Origin of the sequence: Pectinatus haikarae, assembly GCF_015732185.1 — a bacterium.
In the GTDB taxonomy this organism is placed as follows: domain Bacteria; phylum Bacillota; class Negativicutes; order Selenomonadales; family Selenomonadaceae; genus Pectinatus; species Pectinatus haikarae.
In genome coordinates this window covers 750,214-774,073 of the sequence record NZ_WIQM01000016.1, presented here as the reverse complement: position 1 = coordinate 774,073, position 23,860 = coordinate 750,214, and the positions used below count along the sequence as shown (strand labels likewise).

Here is a 23,860-nt window from a genome sequence, read left to right as displayed (position 1 = left end):
AGTGCTGGTTTTTCCAAAATCAAAATATGTTATAATATGGATAAAAGGATGCATATAATGAGGTGAACATATGGTTGACAATGTATACGGAAAATATATACCTGTACTCGAAAAGGTTATGAACAATCTGTTGGAAAATATCCAAAAATATAATGAAAAAGAAAAAAATAAGACGGGCGAAATGGCATATGAGCACTTGATTTACCGCATTAAAACACATGGCAGTATGGCAGAAAAATGTCATCGTAAGGGATTGCCGCAGACTCCATGTGCAGCACTTCACGATATACGGGATGCGATCGGCATTCGTATCATCTGCCGGTTTATTGAAGACATTTATGTAAATATCGCCTATATTAAAGCCATACCAAATTGCCGCATTATTCAGGAAAAGGATTACATAAAGCATGTAAAAGCAAACGGATATCGCAGCTATCATATAATAGTCGAGCTTACAATGCCTTATGAAGATGCATCAGAAATATGTCCCGGACACTTTTTTGCTGAAATACAGCTGCGAACCATTGCCATGGATTCATGGGCCAGTCTCGAACATCAGATGAAATACAAGCGTAATATAGAAAATTCCGAAATGATCGTGCGAGAACTGAAACGATGTGCCGATGAACTGGCAGCCTGCGACATATCTATGCAGACTATACGTAATCTGATCCGCACTGAACAATAATTATGGGAGAATACAGACATGAAAATATTGCTGGCAGAAGATGAACACGATATGTCATCAGCACTTACCGCTGTACTGAGACATTCCGGTTATGAAGTAGACGCTGTTTACGACGGAGCTGCTGCCGTAGAAAAGGCACAGGAAAACACATATGATTGTATGATTTTTGATATTATGATGCCTAAGATGGATGGTGTCGATGCACTGAAGCAATTACGCGGCAGTGGTAATTTCACACCCGTCATTATGTTGACAGCTAAAGCAGAAACAGATGACAGAATCGCAGGCCTTGATGCGGGTTCTGATGACTATCTGACAAAACCATTTGCTATGGGAGAGCTATTGGCTCGTATCCGGTCCATGGTACGGCGCATCAACGCCTTTTCACCATCCAGGCTTTTTTGCGGTACCGTCACCCTGGATGTGGAAGAACAGGAATTATCCTGTAAAAATTCTATTCGTTTAGGCAATAAAGAAACAAAACTCATGAAATTTTTTATGCTTAATATCGGCAGAGAATTATCAACAAAAGCTATTTTTCTGCACGTCTGGAAAAGTGAATCAGATGTGGACAAAACTATTGTCTGGATATATGTGTCATATTTACGGGAAAAGCTGGAATCTGTTAATGCAGACATCCAAATCATCGGAAATAAGGGAAAAACCTTCCTTCTAAAAGAAAAATAAACAGCGGGGATATGGTACAATTCATGGATATAATAAAAAATCTGCGGAGAAAATTTATTGCGGCGGCTACAGCAGCTGTTGTTATTATAGTGGCCGGGGCCCTTGGCTTGATCAATACAATAGTATATATGCGCATGCATGTTCAAGTGGAATCTGTTCTTTTATATATTTCACAGAACGGCGGAAATGTCCCGCAAGAAAAGACCCCACAGGACAGCAGTTGGTTCGGCGACACAAATTGGTCTGATGATACGCCTGAATTTTCTTATCAAACAAGATTTTTTAGTGTTCTTGTCAATCCGGCGGGATATATCGAAAAAATAAACATCAAAAATATTGCTGCTTTTACCGAAGATGAAGCAATACAATATGCACAGTCTACTGCACAAGAAGGAAAAATGCAGGGCTTTTTCAAAAAGGACAGAGCCAGTTATGCCTATATGATAACAAAAGATCCCAGCGGAAATTTTCTTATCGTCATTATGGATTATACACGTGACGCAGGTGCAGTTGACTCCTTTATGCATTATTCTTTATTATTCGGTTTCATCTGCATACTATTATATATATTTATTCTGGCCGCTTTATGCAATATGGCTATCAAACCATTTATTCTCAACATGGAAAATCAAAAACGGTTCATCACCAATGCCGGTCACGAATTGAAAACTCCGATAGCTATTATTTCCGCTAATACCGAGGCGATGGAGCTTATCAACGGCAAGAGTGAATGGACGGTCAACATATTGAAACAAGTTCACCGCTTATCCAAGCTGATAAATGATCTTATTATGCTCGCAAAAATGGGGGAACGCTCCCGTGCAGATCTTGACATAACGTCCGTAGATTTATCAGAAACAGTGACAACTGTGACTGAATCATTCAGGCAAATGCTCAGTGATCAAAAAAAGGGATTTACCTGTCGCATCGACCCTCTTATCCATATCCAGTCCGATGCAAAATGTATATATGAACTTATAAATATTCTTGTTGATAATGCCGTCAAATATTGTGATGATAACGGTACCGTCAACGTAATTCTTTCACGCAATAAAAAAAATACAGGTGCTATCATCGCTATTTCCAATACTCACATCGCCGGAGCTGCGATCGATTATTCCCGATTTTTTGAACGATTTTACCGCGGTGATGTGTCACATAACAGCAAAAGAAAGGGCTATGGTATAGGATTGGCCATGGCAAAAGAACTGGCACAGCTCATAAAAGGAAAGCTCAATGTATCCTATACCAACGAAATAATCACTTTTACCGTAAGGTTAAATACTTAATGCATTCAGCAGGTATACTGATCTGGCAATAAAAAATATATACTCCCCAAAAACAATCGTAATACATTACCAATAATATCTTCTGCCAGCCAATATCTCATTTTATCTTGTTTGGAAAAATTACTACCAAGAGCATTTTAAAACAGTTTTCAGCATATACCGCATGCGGATGCTGTGCCGGCATAATAATGGACTCGCCTATTTCCAATTTATGCGAAATTCCGTCCACAGTTATCTCACCGCTTCCGTCAAGACAAATGGCAAAAGCATCACCATTGGATTCGTGCGTGCTTAAGCCCTCTCCTGCTGCAAAAGCAAATAAAGTCATTCCCACAGCATCATTTTGGATAAGTGTCTTGCTTACTACCTGTTCATCTTGATACTTCACCAAATCCTTTAAAACCAGTACTTCTGACTTTCTGATATTCTTTAAAATAGTTTCCATTTGATTTCATCTCCTCTGAATTATTTATTTTAATATATACCTTTTTTCTATTTAATGCTGTAACAATTGTGACATGCTCTAAAGATATATATATATACTTGCTGCAATATCCGACATTTTTCTTCTGCTTGCAAAGAAATGGGAAAAGTATTATTATTAAACTATTCAATTGATACTTAAAATATTCGTTTTACTTGAAGAGATTTTTTTATCATATATCTTCAATTTAACGAAAACTTTCTAAAGAGGAGATGAATTTTAATGAATGAAAAACAATTGCAAAGAGTGAGTCATGACAAGGCATTTATTGCGGCTCTGGATCAAAGCGGCGGAAGCACACCGAAGGCATTGGCTGCTTATGGTATAAAGGAAAATGAATATAACGGCAACGACGAAATGTTTGCCAAAGTGCATGAAATGCGTACACGGATAATAAAAAGTCCTGCGTTTAAGGCTGATTATATTTTAGCTGCTATCTTATTTGAAAATACTATGGACCGGAAAATTGACGGAGAATTGACGGCGGATTATCTTTGGAATAAGAAGGGAATCGTTCCTTTTCTAAAAGTTGATAAAGGTCTGGCTGAATTAACAGACGGTGTTCAGCTCATGAAACCTATGCCCGATTTAGCTGATCTTTTGAAACGTGCTGTGCAGCGGAATATTTTCGGCACAAAAATGCGTTCTGTAATAAAGCAGACAAATAGAGATGGTATAAAAAAAATTGTCAAACAGCAGTTTGAAATTGGACGACAGATAGCTGCTGCAGGGCTTGTCCCCATACTTGAACCTGAAGTTGATATTCACAGCGAAAATCGTGCAGAATCAGAAAAGATACTGAAAGAGGAGATATTTAAGGAACTTTCTTTACTGCCATCTGATTTAAAAATAATGTTCAAGTTATCTATTCCCGAAATCGATAATTTTTACAGCGATCTGATAAATGGACAAACAAATATTATCAGGGTGGTAGCTCTTTCAGGCGGTTTCTCCCGGCAGGAGGCAAATGACAAATTATCACGCAATAATGGTTTAATAGCCAGTTTTTCGCGGGCACTGGCAGAAGGACTTTACGCACAGCAATCTGATAATGATTTTGATACTGTTCTTGCTTCCAGTATAAAAAATATTTATGAGGCTTCTATTACCTGATTAACATACATGTACGCTTAGTTTTATCCGCTGTATAACCGAAAGAAAAATCGGCTGTATGGCGGATTTTTCTTTCATTTTAAATATTGACCGACCAAGTTCCAATTAATACTCATCTATTGCTATACTCCAATTGTTTCATAAAAATTTCATAATTGGAGTATAGCATAGTAGTATATTGAATAAGTATACAAAAAAGCTGATTTTCCATGTTATAAAGGGAGTTTATATTGATAAATCGCAGGAAATTTTTATTTTATACTTTTGGTACAATAGGCAGTCTCATGTTTTTGCCTCAATTTACTTTCAGCAAAATCGCTTTGGCTGCTTCAGGACAGCCACTCACCTCTCCTCCTATAAAGGAAACGCATCTCAGTTTTGTTCTTCCATTAGAAAATCGTCAGCAAACTAATATGATCATTATTCATCATATAGGCGGAACCAATCAGGATGTATCTGCAGCAGAAGTTCATCAATGGCATCTAGCAAACGGCTGGGCGGGAATAGGCTATCACTATGTAATAAGAAAAGATGGCACTATAGAACGCGGCAGACCTGCGGATACCATAGGCGCGCATTGCTACGGCTATAATAAGACATCTGTAGGCATCAACATAGTAGGCGATTTCGAAACTGCATATCCTACTGAAGCTCAGCTCAATTCAGGTGAATATCTGACAGCATATTTATGTCAGCTTTATAGATTGAATACCGCCGATAATATTATCTTTGGTCATCGCGATCTTAACAGTACTTTATGCCCGGGAAAAAATTTGTACAGCCAATTGGATGATTTTAAACAGAAAGTTTTTGCTAAATTATAAATTCATGTAAATTCCCTGCATAATACATAAAACAACAACATAAATACTTATTCATAGAAAAATATATACACGGAATATATCAGCTTTACCGATCGCAAAATAATTATTTAAAAATAGCAATCCCGTATAATTTTTGCAGCCATACATTTTTTATAACTATAAAGAATGCTGACTTGCAAGTAATGCATCTATATTATATACTTAATAAATATGTATCAAGTTATCGAATCAGGGAATTACTGACACTTTCATTTCAAAATCAGAATTGCCTCAAGATAGCGGTGGCGGCAATATTAGTTTGCAGTTGTCGCAGTTTTAAATAAATTCACAGGAGGAATAAATTTAATGTTCAATCCTATGGGCGGCAATATGGCCGGCATGATGAAAAAAGTCCAGAAATTACAGCAGCAGATGGCAAAAATGCAAGATGATCTGAAAGAAAAAACTGTTGAAGTATCAAGCGGCGGTGGCGTTATCAAAGTTATTATGAATGGTGAAAAGCAAGTTGTTTCTCTGACTATTGATCCATCGGCAGTTGATCCGCAGGATGTGGAAATGCTTCAGGATCTTATCTCAGCAGCAATAAATGAATCTGTAAAAAAAGTAGACGATATGATGGCTTCGGAGATGGGGAAACTTACAGGCGGCCTTAATATACCCCCAGGAATGTTTTAATGCAGTATATTGAACCTTTGGCTAAACTTATTGAGCATCTGCGTACGCTGCCGGGAATAGGTTCAAAAACAGCTGCACGTCTTGCCTATCATATATTGGATATGGAGCCTTCAAAGGCAAAGGCTCTGGCCAATGCTATAATCGAAGCCAAAGAAAAAATTGGCTTTTGCAATACCTGTTTCAATTTAAGTGATGTCAACCCATGCAGCATTTGTTCCGCCCCCAGTCGCGACCATTCAATAATATGTGTCGTTGAACAACCCCGTGATGTTGCAGCAATGGAACGTATGCGTGATTTCAAAGGTGTTTATCATGTTCTGCACGGGGTGCTGTCACCACTGGACGGAATAGGTCCCGACAATATAAAGGTCAAAGAACTTCTGGTAAGACTCCAGACGGAAAAAATAAAGGAACTCATAATGGCCACCAATCCCAATGTTGAAGGTGAGGCTACCGCAATGTACGTTGCCAAACTGGTAAAGCCGGCAGGGATAAAGGTTACCCGCATTGCTCACGGACTGCCTGTAGGCGGTGATTTAGAATATGCGGACGAAGTTACCTTGGCAAAAGCATTGGAAAACCGCCGAGAAATTTAATATTTTTATCAAGGAGTTAAACAATGTTTGACATTAGTCTGGTCATAGCTTTTTTAATAGGTATTTTTATTTTATGCATCATAACAAAAATATTATCTTTGCCTATGCATATATTATGGAAACTTATCTATAACAGTATTATCGGTGCAATATGCTTATGGCTGGTAAATGCTGTTTTAGGTCTTGCGATACCTATTAATTTTTTTACGGCAATATTAGCCGGAACTTTAGGAATACCTGGAGTATTGCTTATCGTGATCTACTATCTTATAAAATGACTTGCCCGTTATATGAAACCAAGTATATTATATAAATTAAAGGGGCTGTGACAAAATGAGAAATCATTTTGTCCACAGCCTCTTTTTCTACACAGTTTGAGGCAACAAGCGGGCAATTACTGAAAAAAGGGCATACAACCCCTTTCCCCATAAAAACTGCTTTTCTACAGTTTATGCGGCTTTCTTCAAACGTAGTCTTTTATTGTGGTATTTATAAAGATTGTGCCCGATGGAAACCAGGAAAATCTCTAAACGTACTTGTTTCATGCCTTTTCGAACGATTCTTTTATACCAGCGGTTATTTTTCATGATGCCAAAAGTGCCTTCAGATTGAATCGAGCGATTCATTCGAAGAAGCGCGCCTTGAATGCTTTCTAGGTTATCCACAACTTCTTGGTGTATAGAAGTTAGTTCCTGATTAACTCGTATCGTCCTATTTTTATCTGTCTTTTTACACTCGGAGGCATACGGACAATCCCTGCAATTTTCACACTGGTAAACTTCTTCCTGACGTCCGTATCGATTCCCTTTTACATTTTGTCTGTATTGCAGATGAAATGCCTGTCCGGCCGGACAGCGCAGAGTGCCTTCTTCATCAATCTTGAAATTCACGGCTCGAAACGGATTCTCTCGATACTTCGCATTCGTGGTTTCTTTCTTGTACATCGTGAATTTCATGTATTTTTCCATCCCGTGTTGCTCACAGTAAATATAATTGTTGTATGAACCATATCCTGCATCAGCAACTGGATACTTTGGATAAAATCCGTAGGTATTATGAAATTTCTCCAGTAAGGGAACAAAACAATCCATGTCTGCACGGTATTGATTTACATCAGCTACAGCTATGTATTCATCTGCAATACCAAATTGAACATTGTAGGCTGGCAGGAGCTGGTCGTTGCCCATATAATCTGTCTTGATCCGCATGAATGTCGCACAGTGATCTGTTTTGGAATAACTGTTCCGGTCTGGACCACAAATGGTTATCTTTTCAACATATTCTTTGAGTTTCGCTGTATATTCCTGAAGCCGTTCGTAATAGCTCTGCTGGGGTGTTTTTCGATGGCCTTTTCCATGGACAAATTTTGTTTCATCTATTTCATAGATTTTGGCATACCGATCCGTTACTTCACTTAGGTACTCAGGAACGTATTCGGAATTCGTATCAATTTTGATGCCAAAGCTGGCAAGATCGTCGTTGATTTCATCGAGTAATCCCGTGACTTTTTCAAAAAGTCTATATCTAGATTTTTCAGTCGCTTTCTTCCATACCCAGCTATATTTATTAGCATTTGCCTCAAATTTCGAACCGTCAATATACAGATGGCTCAAATCCACATGATCTTTGGCAAAAATTTTATTGTTGATCTCGCTGAACAATTCCTCAACCGATGGTTTGAGCATAGTTTCGATAAAATAGCCGAACGTGCGATAAGATGGAGTCTCGTGTTCCATGAGATACATAAAGCGAAGATTGACTTTACAGCAATCTTCGAGTTCGCGAAGCGAGATATATCCATTTGTCATAAATCCAAATAAGATTGTTTTCAACATGCTGGTCGGGTTGTACCTGATGCGTCCGGTAACGTGTTCCGGAACATTTTTCAGGTACTTCTCCAAGTCGATTCCCTCCATGAATCTGTCGAAAACCAGCACAGGATCACAAATATCCAGAAAATCCGAAATAAATAGTGGCAAAACTGCCTGTTTTGTTTTAAAATAATTGATGGTTGAATTTTTCATTAGACACGTAAAATTTTACCACAAAAAGAGGATCACCGGCTCTTTCGAGCCAGCGATCCTCTTTTGTTTTTATAGGAGTGTTATTTCACAGCCCCTTTAATTTATATATGCCATATTATTTACATAAAAAGCTTCAATTGCTCGATATTATATAGTTTTTTGTTTTTTTATTAAACCTAACGCCAACTCTGCGTTGCTGGAGGCTGCACTGCGCAGCTCAGATAATCGCTGCCCATTTTCTTCTCTGCATTTGTCCTTATTTTGCCATTTTGCAGCAAATTGAACAAAAATACTTTCAGCTGTTGCACTTTCCAAATCGTCAGCAGCTTTTTCACCTATGGAATTCAAAAATCGGTCTACCTTGGGATCATAGGACAGACCTACCATTGGCACTCCCATTACACCGGCAAATATCAATGCGTGCAATCTTATTGATATAAGCATGTCCAAATTTCCCGTTATTGATAACAGTTCACTTGTGGTATATTCGTCATTAAGCAATATTGGTGCCGATTTCATATAGGCCGCTATTTTTTCAGCTGCTGCGACATCTTCAGGATACTGCATAGGTATAAACACTATCTGTGCGCCATAAGATGTTCCTATCCTGTCGGAAACCTCTGCGAGCACCTTTTTGTAATTGATCAGGCCACGCCACTCTCTCGCATAAATTCCTACTATCGGTTTTGTGCGTGAGATCTTATTTTTAGATAAAATATGCTGGCCAATATTTTTTTCCACAGAGTGAATTGCTAAAACCGGATCGGCTGTGACCTTGATAAGGGGTTGGGAAATATGCATCTGCTCCAATTCAGTCAAGGATTCTTTATCTCTGACTGTGATAAGCCTTGCATGATTGCAGAACCAGCGCATAAGTCTGCGCGGCAGCCAGCCAAAAACCGGACCAATACCTTGTGCATAAAGCATGACAGGTGTTTTTACCAAAATGGACAAAAAAAGGATTCCCATATAATAATATAAACTGCGTCCGCTGGTCACGTTCTGCAACAGACTGCCGCCGCCGCTTATCAGTAAGTCTGCATTTTTTAAAGCTTTCACAATGGAAAACACCGACAGCCAGTTTATTGATTTTACGCCATGTCTCTTTGCCGTGTCAGCCGGATTTGTCGATATGACGGTAAATTTAATCTTGGGATCAAGATCGGTAAAAACTTCCAGCATTGCCGCCAGCATTGCCTCATCACCGGCATTTTTAGAACCATAATACCCAGAAACTACAATATTATTCATGCCCGGCATTTTTCCTCCTCTCCAATACAGAAGAGAAATGCCGCCAAAGTTCCAATATCAACAATACCAGAAAACCAAGCAGCGCACCAAATACGACACCGCCAACACCACGGACCAGAGACATATAAACAGGTGTACGCATGTGGGCAAAAGTTTCGACCATTGAGCCTTGTCCTATAGTAGCAGCAAAGACCAATATACCGAAGATAAATACAGGCCATTTCCTAAGCCATGCCATTACCATAATAAAAAACGCCGGATGACCTATAAACAATTCTTTTGACCGAGGTCTGGCAAAGAATGTTTTTTCCAAAATAGCGCGTATTTTTAATTCTATGCCGGGTACAGGAAAGCCGGCTGTGTGTCCCGATCGTTCGATAAATACTACCATAGCTAATGCCAGCATGACGAAAATCATTAATGTTTTCACCAATATTTTCATATTTAGAAAATGCTTTATCTGTTCAATTATATTCATAGGAACCAAAGGATTGTCGTCGTCAAAAACGTTAAAGCGCTGACAAAGCGCTATTCCCACTAATATCATCGGCAGGACAAACGTAAGCTTTATCCCCCTGAAGATTTCAATTTCAAGGAAATAACGCACATCAGATAAAATACCGGAAAGGTAAGCAGCGCCTATCAGGGAAATCGCACTTGTCACAATTATCATCCCAAAAGACAACAACATTATACGCAGGAAAGAAGAATTTTTGCTGCGTTTTATATCTTTCATTTTATCCAGTAAATATATCATAGCCAGGGTCGGAAACAAATTGGCCGCGGCAAAGGCCCCCAGAACACGTATTTTATTGCCATGACCCATAGCCAGAGGAATCACACAGATCAGCGTGATCAAGACAAAGAGCATATACTGATATTTTAATTTAAAATCAGGTATAATAAGTGATAAATACAGTACGCCTGCGGCACAGATGCCGATCATTATGAATATGCGCAAAAGCTGACTGCCGTCATATATTTCCAAGCTGCCTGCCGGTCCTATTTCAAACCCCTTAGCCTCTAATTTATCTCTGGTATCAGCAAAATACTTTATATTGGTCTGCATCACAGAAAGACCTGTAGCAGGTTTCTCGTACGGACGCAGAAGATCAATACGTATATTTCGTTCCTCGTCAGTATTGCTCCAGCGTTCTACCGCATCGGCCAGTTTCATTTTAGGCTGCTCATCTTTAGGAATAGTGTACAGACGGGCCGCCTTATAATCCAATCCCTGTGCTATATCAACCAATCCGTCCTGCGGGTAAAATTTCAACTGTGAAACATTTTCTATCATGCCCAATGTTATATCACGCTGCTTCATTTTTTCTACGGTATAATTCAGCAGTTTTGGCGCTCCCAATGTCTGCGGTCCGGAAAAAACTATATCGGATATTTTAATGCCGTTCAATCTGTCAAAGACAGCATCAATTTCCTTTTCCGTGACATCGGTATAATTGCTGGGACGCGCTATAACATAAAATCCTGCCGCATTTACAGCTTTCATTTCATCTGTAGGCATTCCCAGATTCATTTTCAAAAAATTTTCATAGTTAGCTTTTACCGCCAGAACTTCGCTGCTGCCGACAGACAACGTCCGCACACGTTCATTGCCGAGCCGCAAAAGCAAATCTTCTTTTACTTCCTTGAACGTCTGGGGATCATTACCTGTTACATAAACATCTGTCCCCACTATTTTCCCGGCAGATACCAACGCTGACCAATCCGGATCAGAAAGAGATCCGTTATGATAGCGCTGCAAGATCTCGCTTCCCGATGTTGCAGCAGCTTTTCCGTTTTCATTCAGTTTTTTGAATGTGGTTTCGTAAACAGCCAGCGATGTTATTCCTGCTTTTTTTGTTTCAGCAAGCACTTCAGACGGTGGCAGCCCCTCATTTTCTGCTAATTTTAATAAATCTTCATAATCAAGAGCCAGCTCTATAGTCGCATTGCTGCTTTCCACATGATAACGCTGAAAACTTATTACCAGCCCAGCAACAAGACCTATTGCAATCAGCAGTATAAACCAGCGGTTATAATTGAAAACCCTCAACATTTTTCCCACCTTATCTATTCTTTGTGAGCACTTGCTTTAATGGATATCTGATTGTCTTCCTGCGTAACAGACTTAATCTCTGCACCAAAAGGCAACTTGCTTTTATCAAGAAGCATTACATCATTTTTCGTATTTAAGCTGATTTTCCCCAGTAAACTGTTTTCAACATCAAATTCTGCAATTTTAAAATAAATATTTCCGTCTGAAGTATACAGATATCCGCTCATATTGGCTGCTATATTGTTGTTCAATATAGGTATATCAGCCTTTACAGTGACGATCTGAGGCGTAATATTCACAGTGGCGCTGTGCAGTCTGTTTATTTTCTGCAAAAGCAGCTTTTCAAGTGATTTTGCGTCAATAGTACAGGAAAGATCAATATTTTCCGCTCTGTCTAATGTAAAACGTTCCCTCAGCAGATCAGTCATATTTATATGCAGATTACTGCCGGTCAGCAAAAGATCATGTACTTCTGTCTGCCCGATAACGGCACTGTCAGCTTTATAATCAATACTATCTATCTGCCCGCTGGCTATCATGAAAGGCGGATGAGTCTGTACCTCACCTTGTATAGCATGCGCCTGCATATCATTTTGCAAATAATTATATACCGTATAGGAAATATAATTAGGCAAAATCAAACTTGTCAGTACCGTAATGACTATTATCAATACTGAAACGATAATTAAAATTTTACGCAATTTTCTCACCCTGCAGCAATAAAAAACATTGCCATCATAATTATAAAATAGGACAACAGTTGCTGTCTCACAGCTGTTTATTGGCCTTTGCACGCAGATAATTTTCTATGAATAAATTGATACCGCCGTCCATTACTCCCTGCGTATCACTTGTTTCGACATTAGTTCGATGGTCCTTTACAAGATTATACGGATGGAATACATACGAGCGTATCTGACTGCCCCATTCTATTTTTTGCTGATCACCCTCAAGCTTGGCAAGTTCAGCCTCTTTTTTTTGTATTTCCAATTCAAAAAGACGTGCACGCAAAAGTTTGAGGCACTGCTCTCTGTTCTGCAGCTGAGAACGTTGATTCTGACACTGTGCCACAACGCCTGTGGGTATATGTGTCATGCGGACTGCCGAATCTGTCTTATTTATATGCTGCCCGCCTGCGCCGCTTGCTCTGTAAGTGTCAACCCGCACATCTGCCATATTGATATCAAGCTCGACATTATCATCTATTTCCGGCATTACATCACAAGCAGAAAATGATGTATGCCGCCGCGCATTCGCATCAAAAGGAGAAATCCTCACCAATCGGTGCACCCCTTTTTCAGCCTTCAGATATCCATATGCATTATGCCCCTTGATCATCAGTGTGACTGATTTTACCCCCGCTTCATCTCCGGGCAGCAGATCAACAGTTTCGACCCCAAATTTATTTTTTTCTGCCCAGCGGCCATACATGCGCAAAAGCATCTGCGTCCAATCCTGAGCTTCCGTTCCGCCTGCGCCGGCATGAAGAGTCAATATAGCATTATTGGCATCATATTTTCCCGACAATAATATTTCCAGTTCTAATTTTTCGATCTGATCTTTTATTTCATTGATTTCCTGTTCTACATCACTGCAGACAGATTCATCCTTATCTTCCATCCCCATTTCCCAAAGCACCTGCATATCATCATACTTGTTAAGCATGCTCTGGTAACGTTCCACGCCATCCTTCAGCGTATTTAATTCAGTAGACACTGCCTGGGCTTTTTCAGTATCATCCCAGAAAGCCGGTTCGCCCATCTTATATTCCAATTCCGCTATTTTTTCTTTTTTATGAGCGACGTCAAAGTGAAGCCCCCATTTCATCCAGTTTTTTCTTTAAGTCAACTATCGTTACACGCAAGTCTTCTAACACTGTATTCACATCCTTAAATAATTATAGGCAAAATATTCTTTTACTTATTCCGTCCACAGCAATTCTTATATTTCTTCCCGCTGCCGCAAGGGCAGGGATCATTTCTTCCAACAGTATCCGCTTTCACCACAGGCTTTTTCTTACTGTCAGCAGCTTCCTCACCATGGGAAGCCGTAGCTCCCTTCAAGCGATCTTCCAGCGGCGGCTGTTCCTGCTGTACGATATTCACCCTGTACATCAGTTTGGCAACATCTTCCTGAATACTGCTGATCATAGCCTGGAACATATCATAGGCTTCGATCTTATATTCAACAAGAGGGTTTTTCTGTCCGTACGCCCGCAGCCCGATCCCTTCACGGACCATATCCATTTCATCAAGATGCTCCATCCACTTACTGTCCACTATCTTGAGCATGACAATTTTTTCCAGCTCGCGCATGTTATCTTCACCGAACAGTTTTTCACGAGCATTATAAGTGTCATCCGCTGTTTTATATAAATAATTTTCCAGCTCGTCCCTGCTCATATTTTCAAGAGTTTCTTTTGAAAACGTATCTTTTGGTGCATAAATTTTTTCTGCATCCTCAATGAGTCCCTGAATATTCCATTCTTCGGGATATACTTTTTCGTTGGCAAATACATCCATTTCGTGTTTGACAATATCATGTATCATGCCGAGTATATTTTCCTTAAGATTATCTTCAAGCAGTACTTTGCGGCGCTGCCCATATATAACTTCACGCTGCTGGTTCATAACATCATCATATTCCAGAACATGTTTGCGGATATCAAAATTACGTGCCTCTACCTTTTTCTGTGCCTGCTCAATAGAACGGGTAACAAGTTTATGCTCGATAGGATCATCCTCTCCCATACCAAGCTTATCCATTATATTGGCAATATTATCCGAACCGAACAGGCGCATCAAATCATCTTCCAGTGATAAATAAAATCTTGAAGAGCCTGGATCTCCCTGACGTCCGGCACGTCCGCGCAGCTGATTATCAATGCGGCGTGATTCATGGCGTTCTGTACCTATGATATGCAGACCGCCGTTAGCTGCCACACCTTCGCCCAGCGTAATGTCAGTCCCGCGCCCGGCCATATTTGTGGCGATCGTTACAGCTCCTGCCTGCCCGGCTCCTGCGATTATCTGCGCTTCTTTTTCATGATATTTCGCGTTTAACACATTATGAGGAATATGACTTTTTTTCAAAAGGTCACTCAGTTCTTCCGACTGAACAATTGACGTCGTACCGACCAGTACCGGCTGTCCTTTTGAATGATAATCACCGATTGCACTCACTACTGCTTTCAGTTTTGCCTTTTTCGTTTTGTAAATAACATCGGGGTAATCGGTGCGCAGAACAGGTTTATTAGTAGGGGCGACTATAACCGGCAGCTTATATATTTTAAGGAATTCATCTTCCTCTGTTTTTGCTGTACCGGTCATGCCTGACAGCTTATCATACATACGGAAATAATTCTGAAAAGTTATAGTTGCCAAAGTTTGTGATTCACGTTGTATCTTTACATTTTCCTTTGCCTCAATAGCCTGATGCAGCCCGTCGGAATAACGTCTGCCGACCATGAGACGGCCTGTGAATTCATCGACAATAATAATTTCATTATCCCGCACAACATAATCCCTGTCGCGTTTCATCATTGCCTTTGCACGCAGGGCCTGAGTAAAGCAGTGAGACATTTCTATATTTGCAGTATCGTACAGATTATCTATATTCAGCGCTTTTTCCACTTTGGAGACAGCTGATTCCAAGGGAGATACAGTTTTTTCCTTTTCGTTGAGAGTGTAGTCTTCCCCCTCTTTCAGCGGAGCCACGGCTCTTGCCATTATGGAATACATATTGGTAGATTTACTGCCCGGTCCTGAAATAATAAGAGGCGTGCGCGCTTCATCAATCAATATACTGTCTACTTCATCGACAATAGCATAGTGAAGTTCCCTCTGCACCATCTGATCTTTGCCTATGACCATATTATCCCGCAGATAATCAAAACCGAATTCATTATTTGTACCGAAAGTTACATCACAATTATAGGCAAACTTACGTTCAGCAAAATCCATATCGTGTGTGATAAGGCCCACTGACAAACCGAGAGTGCGGTATAGGCGTCCCATCCACTCACTGTCCCGTTTAGCCAGATAATCATTAACTGTTATCATATGTACACCGTTTTGAGACAAAGCATTAAGATACACCGGAGCTGTCGCCACCAGAGTCTTACCTTCGCCTGTCTTCATTTCAGCGATTTTTCCTTCGTGCAGACAAATACCGCCGATCAGCTGTACATCAAAATGCCGCATTGCCAGTGTGCGCCTGGAAGCCTCACGCACAACAGCAAAAGCCTCGGGCAGAATCGAATTCAACGATTCACCATTAGCCACGCGTTCTTTAAATTTTTCCGTGTTGCCGCATAAAGAACCATCACTCATTTTCCTGTATTCCGGTTCAAGCAAATTTATCTGTTCAACAATGCCGCGCATGCGTTTTATTTCTTTATCATTATTATCGCCAAGCAAAATTTTTAAAAAACCTAACAAATATCGTCACCTCTTATATAATAGAAACAAAATATTCAAGACAGCTGCATAATAAAATACGCAGTGAAAACCTTTGATATACCATTTTTCGGTATTTTACTATATTTAGTGTTTCCTCAATGCACAGTCAGCGCAGTTGCAATATCTCCGGCAAACAGACTATATAAAATTCTAACAGACAATCATTCATAAGTCAAAAACAGTATAACGCAAATTATAAGCTTTAACAAGATTTTTAGAAAGTGTACTCTATTTCAAGATGCGCCGTTTTATTTTACCGCAAAAAAGATCAGCAGCTTTTGATCTGCTGATCCTCATTCCTGCGATAAATTGCTCCGTTCTATGATACTTGCTTTTCCGTATTTCACTGCCGTGAATAAATAATTTTGTCAAAAAAATGGTTTCATTAAACCAATGACTTTTACCTTTTCAACGTTGAAAGCATTCTTTAAAGCAGGAATACAATCCTCTATATGCATTTTTTGCAGTTCATTTCCCGCTGTTATGAGAAGAGTATTTTCGTTTTTTGTCAAATTATGCACTGTTTCAATATAATTTTCGAAAATTTTTTCATCAATCAGACATCGCAGTTGCTGAAATTCCTTTTTCAATTCAGGTTTTCTTACTGTTATAGGAGTGATATGTTCCGTTTTTAAATGAGGATTATCAGCTTTATAATCTTCTTTTTCCGGTACTTCAAACAAAATATCAGCTCCTTTTCCCTATTCCGTAGCTCTCAGCGAGCTTTTTGAAAACAGGAAGAGATTTTTCTATTGTAGAGGTCTTTATACAATATGATGCTCTAAAATGTCCCGGACAGCCGAAATCAGTTCCCGGAACCAAAAGCAGATCAAATTTCTGTGCTTTCTTGCAAAACGCATAATCATCGGCTTCTAATGCTTCCGGGAATAAATAAAAAGCTCCCTGCGGTTTTATGCACTTAAAGCCTGCGGCGATCAATCCATTATAAAGAAGTGTACCATTCTGCCGATATGTGCTTATATCAGACGGCATATCACAACAGCGTGCTATAACGCGCTGAAATAGAGACGGTGCATTTACATGTGTAAGCACTCTCGCAGCGCCTGCTATAGCTCCGTATATTTTTTCAAAAGAAGCGGCTTCATCAGGTACAATAATATAACCGATGCGTTCTCCCGGCAGAGAAAATGATTTACTATAAGAGTAGCAGACAATCGTATCTGCATAATAATGAGGCAGATACGGCACTTTAATATTATCGTAGGCAATTTCTCTGTATGGTTCATCTGATATAAGAAAAATAGGATGCCCGTATTCCTTTTCCTTTTTTTTCATTATATCTGTCAGTTTTTTTATGGTTTTTTCTGAATATACAGCCCCGCTGGGATTATTGGGCGAATTAACAATAACAGCCTTTGTCTCGGCAGATATTCTTTTCTCAAATTCAGTAAAATCTATCTGAAAATCAGCAGGCTGCGGTGGAACAACCACTAATTTTGCTCCGGCAGCTTCAACAAAGCATTTATATTCCGGAAAAAACGGAGCAAATGTTATGAATTCATCACCGGCTTCGCTCAACGCTTTAAATGTTATGGTTATCGCACCGGCAGCTCCACCGGTAATAAAAAAGTTTTTTGCCGCAAAATTGGTTTGAAAACGCCGATTAACACTGTCCGCCAATTTTTCTCTCACCGATACCAATCCGGGTGCGATGGTATAACCGTGTACCGCACATGGCTCTTCTTCATTCAGTATATCAAAAATAGCCTGTTTTATATAAGCTGGAGCAGGCACATTGGGATTGCCCAAACTATAATCATATATATTGTCTTCTCCCACTTCGGCGGCCCTTTTCCGTCCGTATTCGAAAATAGTTCTTATGGTAGATTTCTTTGTACCCAATTCATACATAGTTTGCGAAAACATTTTATCAATCCTTCATCAATTTATTTTTCTATCCTTGCTGATATTTTCATTTAATCAATGTTTCCTGCGTTAAATGAGAACTTTTATTATTGTAGCATTTTTAAATATCCGCTTCAATAACCGGGAAAAATAAAAGGCTCAGGAAATTAATTATCCTAAAGCCTTCGTTCCCTTCAAGGGATATAATATAAATTCTTATTTACACATTCACTGTCTGACAAACCAATTCTTCCTCAAAATACCGCATGCTGGTTTTTTTCCATTCTTTTACACTGTAGAGCATCACCTTGTCAGTCAGCTTATTTTTTTCTGCCAATTCATCAACGACGGCATCACATTCTTCGCGTGTCTTTGCATGTATCATCGTATAAACATTATAAGGCCACTCCTCAGTCGTCGTCCTGTCATAACAGTGTGATACAGCAGTATTGGCTGACATTGATTTTGCTATCTCATCCATATGTTCTAAAGGGACTACCCATGCACAAAGTACATTGGCGGAAAAACCGGCCGTATAATGACCGAGAACCGCTCCCATCTTGCGTATCTGTCCATTATGCTTATACTGTCTGAGTCTGCTGAGCAACTCATCTTCGCTGATGCCGACACGCATAGCCAAAGCCTCATAAGGTTTTGCCACAAGGGGAAAATCGCTTTGCACTGCTCTGATAATTTTCTTGTCTAATGCATCCATCATATTACCTACTTTAAGTTAAATTTTACATTGACCTTATACTTTTTGCGGGATACTAAACTCATAACTGACTCCACTCCCGGCAAAGCACGAACATCATCAAGAATTTTAGTACGCTGCGCCACATTCTGCGTGAGCAAAGTAAACCAGAGGTTATACTTTCCCTTGCGTTCATAATTATGCGTAGCACCTTCATAAGCATTCACCGCTGCCGCCACTTTCTCCATATAACCATCCTGCACTTTCAGTGCGACCAATGTTCCTACATAGCCAAGCTTATCCGAATCAAAAAAAGGACCTATTCGCCTTATATATCCTTTTTCTCTCAATTCGTTAAGCCGGGCAAGCACTTCCTGTTCGGTCAATCCTGTTATTCTGCCCAGTTCCGCAAAAGGATGCGATGTCAATGGAAGATTTGTTTGTATGGCGTTTAATATCTTCTTATCTGATAATGAAAGCATATACCCACTCCAATGATTTTATCCGTCAGCAAAAACGGGCACAGGCCAGCTGAATGATATAAAACATACGGATAACGATTTTCTAATCAAATCAAGCGCCGCCGGATATACAGTCATATCCGGCATACTTGAATCGGATTCATATTTATGTATTCATTCTACCAAAGCCTGACCTATAAAGTCAAGTAAATATGAACGTCCCTCATTTTTTGTGGATGAATACGGAAGAATTGTAAGTTCTCGAACATTAAGAGCTTTTTTTATGCGGGAAATATTTTTTGCTACAGTTCCTTTGCCGATCTTATCCGCCTTAGTAGCTATGACAAATACAGGAATATCATGCTCAATCAGCCAGTTGAACATCTTGACATCTGATGGCATCGGTTCATGGCGTATATCGATGAGCTGGCAAACACAATATAAATCCTGCGGAAACAAAAAATATTTTTCAATAAAGACTGCCCATTTTTTTCTCTTGTCCTGGCCTGTCTTGGCATAACCATAACCAGGAAGGTCCACAAGATAAAAATCCTTTGTCGTCGCATCCTTATAATACTTAGCCGTCAGTTTAAAAAAATTTATTGTTTGCGTTTTACCCGGCTGGCCGCTGACGCGTGCTAAATTATGAAAGCGTGTAAGCGAATTTATCAGTGATGATTTGCCGACATTCGATCGTCCGATAAAAGCTATCTGTCTAAGTTTTTCTTCTGGAAACTGACTTGATTCAACAGCCGAAGCAATATATTCAGCCTTAGTTATATTTATTGATTCCTTAATTATATCGGTCATTCTTTCACCAATGCGTATTTCAATACATCATCCATTGTACTGACAGGAATAAATTTTATTTTGTCGCGTACATCCTGTTCAATATCTTCTATATCTCTTTCATTTTCTTTTGGTAGAATGATCGTATATATTTTTTCGCGATAAGCGGCCAAAGTTTTTTCCTTCAGTCCGCCTATAGGCAGCACCCTTCCCCTCAGTGTTACTTCACCGGTCATGGCTATATCGCTTCGTACTTTTTTTTCTGTAAGCGCAGATACCATAGCTGTAACCATGGTAATGCCTGCAGACGGTCCGTCCTTAGGAATAGCACCTTCCGGCAGATGAATATGAATATCCCTATTTTCATAAAATTTAGGGTCCAGTCCCAGTTCATCACTGCGGCTTCTTATGTAGCTCAAACCGGTCCTAGCAGACTCTTTCATGACATCTCCCAGCTGCCCTGTCAAAATGAGATTTCCTTTTCCTGCCAGTACAGTAACTTCTGTCGGTAAAATATCACCGCCGACTTCTGTCCACGCCATTCCCGTACATACTCCAACCTGAGGATTTTCTTCAGCACGTGTGTGCATATATTTTGTTCTGCCCAGAAAATCAGGCAGATTCTTAACAGTAATTCGAATCTTATCTTTATCCTCTTCAACTATTTTTTTAGCTGTTTTACGGCATACAGCACCTATTTGTCTTTCAAGTTCCCGGACTCCTGATTCACGCGTATAATCCGCAATAATCTTTTGCAGCGTTCCGGCCATAAACTGCAATTGACTTTTTTTCAGTCCATTGGCAGACAGCTGTTTATCAACAAGATACTGCCGTGCAATCTGATATTTTTCCTCTTCTGTGTAGCTTGGCAGCGCGATTATTTCCATCCTGTCTCGCAGCGGACGAGGAATATTCGCAATGTTATTTGCTGTCACAATCCAAAACACCTGTGACAAATCAAAGGGCACTTCAATATAATGATCTGAAAAAGCTTTGTTTTGCTCAGGATCGAGAACTTCCAAAAGAGCAGACGAAGGGTCACCTCTGTAATCAGATGCTATTTTATCTATTTCATCAAGTAAAAATACAGGATTCTTACTTTCCGCGTTTTTTATACCATTTATTATTCTGCCGGGCAAAGCACCTATATATGTGCGGCGATGCCCTCGTATCTCCGCTTCATCGCGAACGCCGCCAAGAGACGCTCTGACAAATTTACGTCCCATGGCTTTGGCTATGGATGATGCGAGAGATGTCTTCCCTACTCCCGGAGGACCTGCCAGGCAAATTATCGGAGCCTTTACTCCGTTTGATAATTTACGCACCGCCAGATATTCCAGGATTCGTTCCTTCACCTTTTTTAAGCCATAATGATCTTTTTCCAATATTTTCTCCGCGGCTTCAATGTCAAGCTTATCACGGCTTACACGCGACCATGGCAATACCAGCAGCCATTCGATATATGTTCGTATCACACCGGCTTCCGACGAAGAAACCGGCAGCCTTTCAAGCCGTTTTATTTCTTTATCCAGGCACTCAAGAACTGCAGCAGGATATTTGCCCTTAGTCATTTTAAATCTGTATGCATCAATTTCCGTATTTCCACCGTCTTTATCACCAAGTTCTTGATGGATAGCCTTTAGCTGTTCCCGTAAGTAATATTCTTTCTGTATCTTTTCCATTTGACTGCGTACACGATCGCCAATCTTTTTTTCTATGCCGAGAATTTCCATTTCTCTTAAAAGAATGGCATACAATTTTTCCAGACGTTTCACTGGATCTAACAGAGAAAGCAATTCCTGCTTATCTTCCATTTTCATATTCATGTGACTGGCTATAAGATCACACAAATGACCGCCGTCTTCAATCATAACAACTGATACTAATGTCTCAGGCGGTATTTTTTTACTCAGCTTTACCCATTCTTCAAATTGATGTATTACGGCTCTTGTCAATGCTTCCATATTAATAGATGCATCTTTTATTTCATCCTTATATTCTATGACTTCGGTTTCATAATATTTATCCAGAAGAGTTATTTTTTCTATTTTAGCACGATGCATTCCTTCCACTAAAACACGCATTGAACCGCCTGGCAGCTTTAAAAGCTGTCTGACTTCAGCCATTGTACCAATTTCATATATATCATTTTCTGTCGGTTCATCTATAGCAGGGTCTTTTTGAGCACTCAAAATTATCTTATGATCTTTTATCATTGCCTCTTCAAGAGCCGCTATAGATTTCTCCCTGCCTACATCCAAATTGACTATCACATAAGGAAAAACCACAATTCCCCGCAATGGAAGCAACGGAAGTACCTTCAAATTCTTTTTTTTCTGCATATATTAGCACACTTCCTTTCCAGTACTTTTTATTCAATAAAAAAGTTGCTGCATCTATCGGCAGGCAACGGCTCCTCTTCTAAGAGGAGATCCATCACCGCCAAATACTTCAACAAAGCCTGATTATATACAGTTTTGCTGAAATATAGACACAACAACTTCTCATGGCATTTCTATTGTCTATGCTGATGCATGCTCAACTTGACATACTTTTTATCAGCTTAAAACGCTGGCAGACGCCATCCATCTTGATAGCATAATCAAGCCGATTCTTCACTTGTTATAGATTTTTTGGCAGATGCCTTTTTCTTACTGCCATATGTCAGCAACGGATCAACACCCTTTTCAATAGCTTCACCAGTTATCCGACAGCTCGTAACACCCTTCACAGAGGGAATTTCATACATAACATTGCGCATCGTTTTTTCAATTATCGACCGCAGACCACGTGCTCCCGTTTTCCTTTGTAAAGCTTTTTTCGCAATGAGAAGCAACGCATCCTCATCAAATTCAAGGGCCACTCCATCTATCTCAAGCATTTTCTGATATTGCCTGACTAATGCATTCTTGGGTTTTACAAGAATATCCACAAGTACCTTTTCATCAAGAGCATCAAGTGTCACCACAACCGGCAGCCGTCCTATAAATTCAGGAATAAGCCCGTTTTTCAAGAAATCTTCCGGCAGTACATATTTGAACCACTCGCCGGTATCCTGCTCCTTGCGGCTTTTAATATCAGCGCCAAAACCAACATTCTTCTGCCGCAGACGACCTTCGATTATCTTTTCCAGACCATCAAAAGCACCGCCGCAGATAAACAATATATTGGTTGTATCAATTTGAATCAATTCCTGATGAGGGTGCTTTCTCCCTCCTTGCGGAGGTACGTTTGCTACGGTCCCTTCCAAAATCTTGAGCAATGCCTGTTGGACACCTTCACCGGAAACATCTCTGGTTATCGATGTGTTTTCTGATTTTCTTGCAATTTTATCTATCTCATCTATATAGATAATGCCTTTTTCTGCTTTTTCAATATCATAGTCAGCCGATTGAATCAGCTTTAAAAGAACATTCTCAACATCCTCACCGACATATCCTGCCTCGGTAAGAGAGGTAGCATCAGCAATGGCAAAAGGTACATTCAATATCCGCGCCATTGTCTGAGCCAGCAGCGTTTTACCGCTGCCTGTAGGCCCGAGCATAAGAATATTTGATTTCTGCAGTTCTGTCTCATTATGTTTAAGACCTATATTTATGCGTTTATAATGATTATAAACTGCTACCGACAAGGTTTTCTTTGCTTCCTCTTGACCAATTATATATTGGTCAAGTATAGCCTTTATCTCCTTGGGTTTAGGCACATCCTTAAGTTCTACTTCAACGCCATCGGTCAATTCTTCCTCAATTATCTCATTGCACAGTTCAATACACTCATCACATATATATACACCAGGGCCCGCCACCAATTTACGTACCTGACTTTGCGGTTTACCGCAAAATGAGCATTTAAGCTGTCCCTTGTCGTCACCGAATTTCAGCATTTCATCACCTCTCCCTTGGA

Annotated in this window: 22 protein-coding genes; 8 read left to right on the top strand and 14 right to left on the bottom strand. The window is 39.9% G+C overall.

Features of this window, described 5'->3' with window-relative positions:
• Window positions 1-70: 70 nt before the first annotated feature.
• Genes I6758_RS14325 through I6758_RS14315 form a run of 3 tightly spaced genes read left to right on the top strand, consistent with a single transcriptional unit; the run spans window position 71 to window position 2,664 of the window.
• Complete coding sequence (locus I6758_RS14325) at window positions 71-688, top strand: GTP pyrophosphokinase (RefSeq protein ID WP_196605872.1); 618 nt, start codon at window positions 71-73, stop codon at window positions 686-688.
• 18 nt (window positions 689-706) lie between these two features.
• Window positions 707-1,375, top strand: coding sequence for a response regulator transcription factor (locus I6758_RS14320; protein WP_196605871.1), 669 nt, complete (start codon window positions 707-709; stop codon window positions 1,373-1,375).
• 23 nt (window positions 1,376-1,398) lie between these two features.
• On the top strand, window positions 1,399-2,664 hold the full coding sequence (locus I6758_RS14315; RefSeq protein ID WP_196605870.1) for a sensor histidine kinase: 1,266 nt from the start codon (window positions 1,399-1,401) through the stop codon (window positions 2,662-2,664).
• 97 nt (window positions 2,665-2,761) lie between these two features.
• Here I6758_RS14315 and I6758_RS14310 read toward each other — a convergent pair whose 3' ends face one another.
• Complete coding sequence (locus tag I6758_RS14310) at window positions 2,762-3,109, bottom strand: cupin domain-containing protein (RefSeq protein ID WP_196605869.1); 348 nt, start codon at window positions 3,107-3,109, stop codon at window positions 2,762-2,764.
• Window positions 3,110-3,370: 261 nt separating this feature from the next.
• Here I6758_RS14310 and I6758_RS14305 point away from each other — a divergent pair, with 261 nt between their 5' ends.
• The 5 genes from I6758_RS14305 (at window position 3,371) to I6758_RS14285 (ending at window position 6,634) form a co-directional block, all read left to right on the top strand.
• Complete coding sequence (locus I6758_RS14305; protein ID WP_196605868.1) at window positions 3,371-4,261, top strand: fructose bisphosphate aldolase; 891 nt, start codon at window positions 3,371-3,373, stop codon at window positions 4,259-4,261.
• Window positions 4,262-4,491: 230 nt separating this feature from the next.
• Entirely contained in the window at window positions 4,492-5,085 is a 594-nt protein-coding gene (locus tag I6758_RS14300) for a peptidoglycan recognition protein family protein (protein ID WP_231038689.1), read from the top strand.
• A gap of 345 nt (window positions 5,086-5,430) precedes the next feature.
• Window positions 5,431-5,760 carry a YbaB/EbfC family nucleoid-associated protein gene (locus I6758_RS14295; protein ID WP_196605867.1) on the top strand — a complete coding sequence of 110 codons (330 nt, stop codon included), beginning with the start codon at window positions 5,431-5,433 and terminating at the stop codon, window positions 5,758-5,760.
• Window positions 5,760-6,356: a recombination mediator RecR gene (gene recR, locus I6758_RS14290; protein WP_196605866.1), complete on the top strand. Its 597-nt coding sequence runs from the start codon at window positions 5,760-5,762 to the stop codon at window positions 6,354-6,356. Before I6758_RS14295 ends, recR begins: the two co-directional genes overlap by 1 nt.
• Window positions 6,357-6,379: 23 nt before the next feature.
• Window positions 6,380-6,634, top strand: coding sequence for a pro-sigmaK processing inhibitor BofA family protein (locus tag I6758_RS14285; protein ID WP_196605865.1), 255 nt, complete (start codon window positions 6,380-6,382; stop codon window positions 6,632-6,634).
• Between the two features lie 171 nt (window positions 6,635-6,805).
• On the opposite strand, the gene I6758_RS14280 is transcribed toward I6758_RS14285, so the two are convergent.
• From I6758_RS14280 to clpX, 13 genes are all read right to left on the bottom strand, one after another.
• Entirely contained in the window at window positions 6,806-8,335 is a 1,530-nt protein-coding gene (locus I6758_RS14280) for an IS1182 family transposase (RefSeq protein WP_196605864.1), read from the bottom strand.
• A gap of 192 nt (window positions 8,336-8,527) precedes the next feature.
• Window positions 8,528-9,631: a polysaccharide pyruvyl transferase CsaB gene (csaB, locus tag I6758_RS14275; protein WP_196605863.1), complete on the bottom strand. Its 1,104-nt coding sequence runs from the start codon at window positions 9,629-9,631 to the stop codon at window positions 8,528-8,530.
• The gene (locus I6758_RS14270) at window positions 9,624-11,684 is read right to left on the bottom strand and encodes a DUF5693 family protein (RefSeq protein WP_196605983.1); all 2,061 of its coding nucleotides are present in this window, start codon (window positions 11,682-11,684) and stop codon (window positions 9,624-9,626) included. Before I6758_RS14270 ends, csaB begins: the two co-directional genes overlap by 8 nt.
• 17 nt (window positions 11,685-11,701) lie before the next feature.
• Entirely contained in the window at window positions 11,702-12,388 is a 687-nt protein-coding gene (locus I6758_RS14265; RefSeq protein WP_196605862.1) for an LmeA family phospholipid-binding protein, read from the bottom strand.
• 67 nt (window positions 12,389-12,455) lie between these two features.
• Window positions 12,456-13,563, bottom strand: a protein-coding gene (gene prfB / locus I6758_RS14260; protein WP_196605861.1) for a peptide chain release factor 2 whose coding sequence is annotated in 2 segments (ribosomal slippage) — window positions 12,456-13,493 and window positions 13,495-13,563 — 1,107 coding nt in all. Because the reading frame shifts where the segments join, the coding sequence is not laid out codon by codon here.
• A gap of 40 nt (window positions 13,564-13,603) precedes the next feature.
• Window positions 13,604-16,126 carry a preprotein translocase subunit SecA gene (gene secA, locus I6758_RS14255; RefSeq protein WP_196605860.1) on the bottom strand — a complete coding sequence of 841 codons (2,523 nt, stop codon included), beginning with the start codon at window positions 16,124-16,126 and terminating at the stop codon, window positions 13,604-13,606.
• A 389-nt stretch (window positions 16,127-16,515) separates the two neighbouring features.
• Window positions 16,516-16,830: a hypothetical protein gene (locus tag I6758_RS14250; protein ID WP_196605859.1), complete on the bottom strand. Its 315-nt coding sequence runs from the start codon at window positions 16,828-16,830 to the stop codon at window positions 16,516-16,518.
• A gap of 4 nt (window positions 16,831-16,834) precedes the next feature.
• Entirely contained in the window at window positions 16,835-18,034 is a 1,200-nt protein-coding gene (locus I6758_RS14245; protein ID WP_196605858.1) for a pyridoxal phosphate-dependent aminotransferase, read from the bottom strand.
• Window positions 18,035-18,233: 199 nt separating this feature from the next.
• Window positions 18,234-18,731 carry a siroheme decarboxylase subunit beta gene (gene ahbB / locus I6758_RS14240; RefSeq protein ID WP_196605857.1) on the bottom strand — a complete coding sequence of 166 codons (498 nt, stop codon included), beginning with the start codon at window positions 18,729-18,731 and terminating at the stop codon, window positions 18,234-18,236.
• 5 nt (window positions 18,732-18,736) lie between these two features.
• Window positions 18,737-19,189 (bottom strand): siroheme decarboxylase subunit alpha, encoded by a 453-nt coding sequence (ahbA, locus tag I6758_RS14235; protein WP_196605856.1) that lies wholly within the window; start codon window positions 19,187-19,189, stop codon window positions 18,737-18,739.
• Window positions 19,190-19,342: 153 nt separating this feature from the next.
• Entirely contained in the window at window positions 19,343-19,978 is a 636-nt protein-coding gene (yihA, locus tag I6758_RS14230; RefSeq protein WP_196605855.1) for a ribosome biogenesis GTP-binding protein YihA/YsxC, read from the bottom strand.
• Entirely contained in the window at window positions 19,975-22,299 is a 2,325-nt protein-coding gene (lon, locus tag I6758_RS14225; protein ID WP_196605854.1) for an endopeptidase La, read from the bottom strand. Before lon ends, yihA begins: the two co-directional genes overlap by 4 nt.
• Before the next feature lie 260 nt (window positions 22,300-22,559).
• On the bottom strand, window positions 22,560-23,840 hold the full coding sequence (clpX, locus tag I6758_RS14220; RefSeq protein ID WP_196605853.1) for an ATP-dependent Clp protease ATP-binding subunit ClpX: 1,281 nt from the start codon (window positions 23,838-23,840) through the stop codon (window positions 22,560-22,562).
• Window positions 23,841-23,860 lie beyond the last annotated feature (20 nt).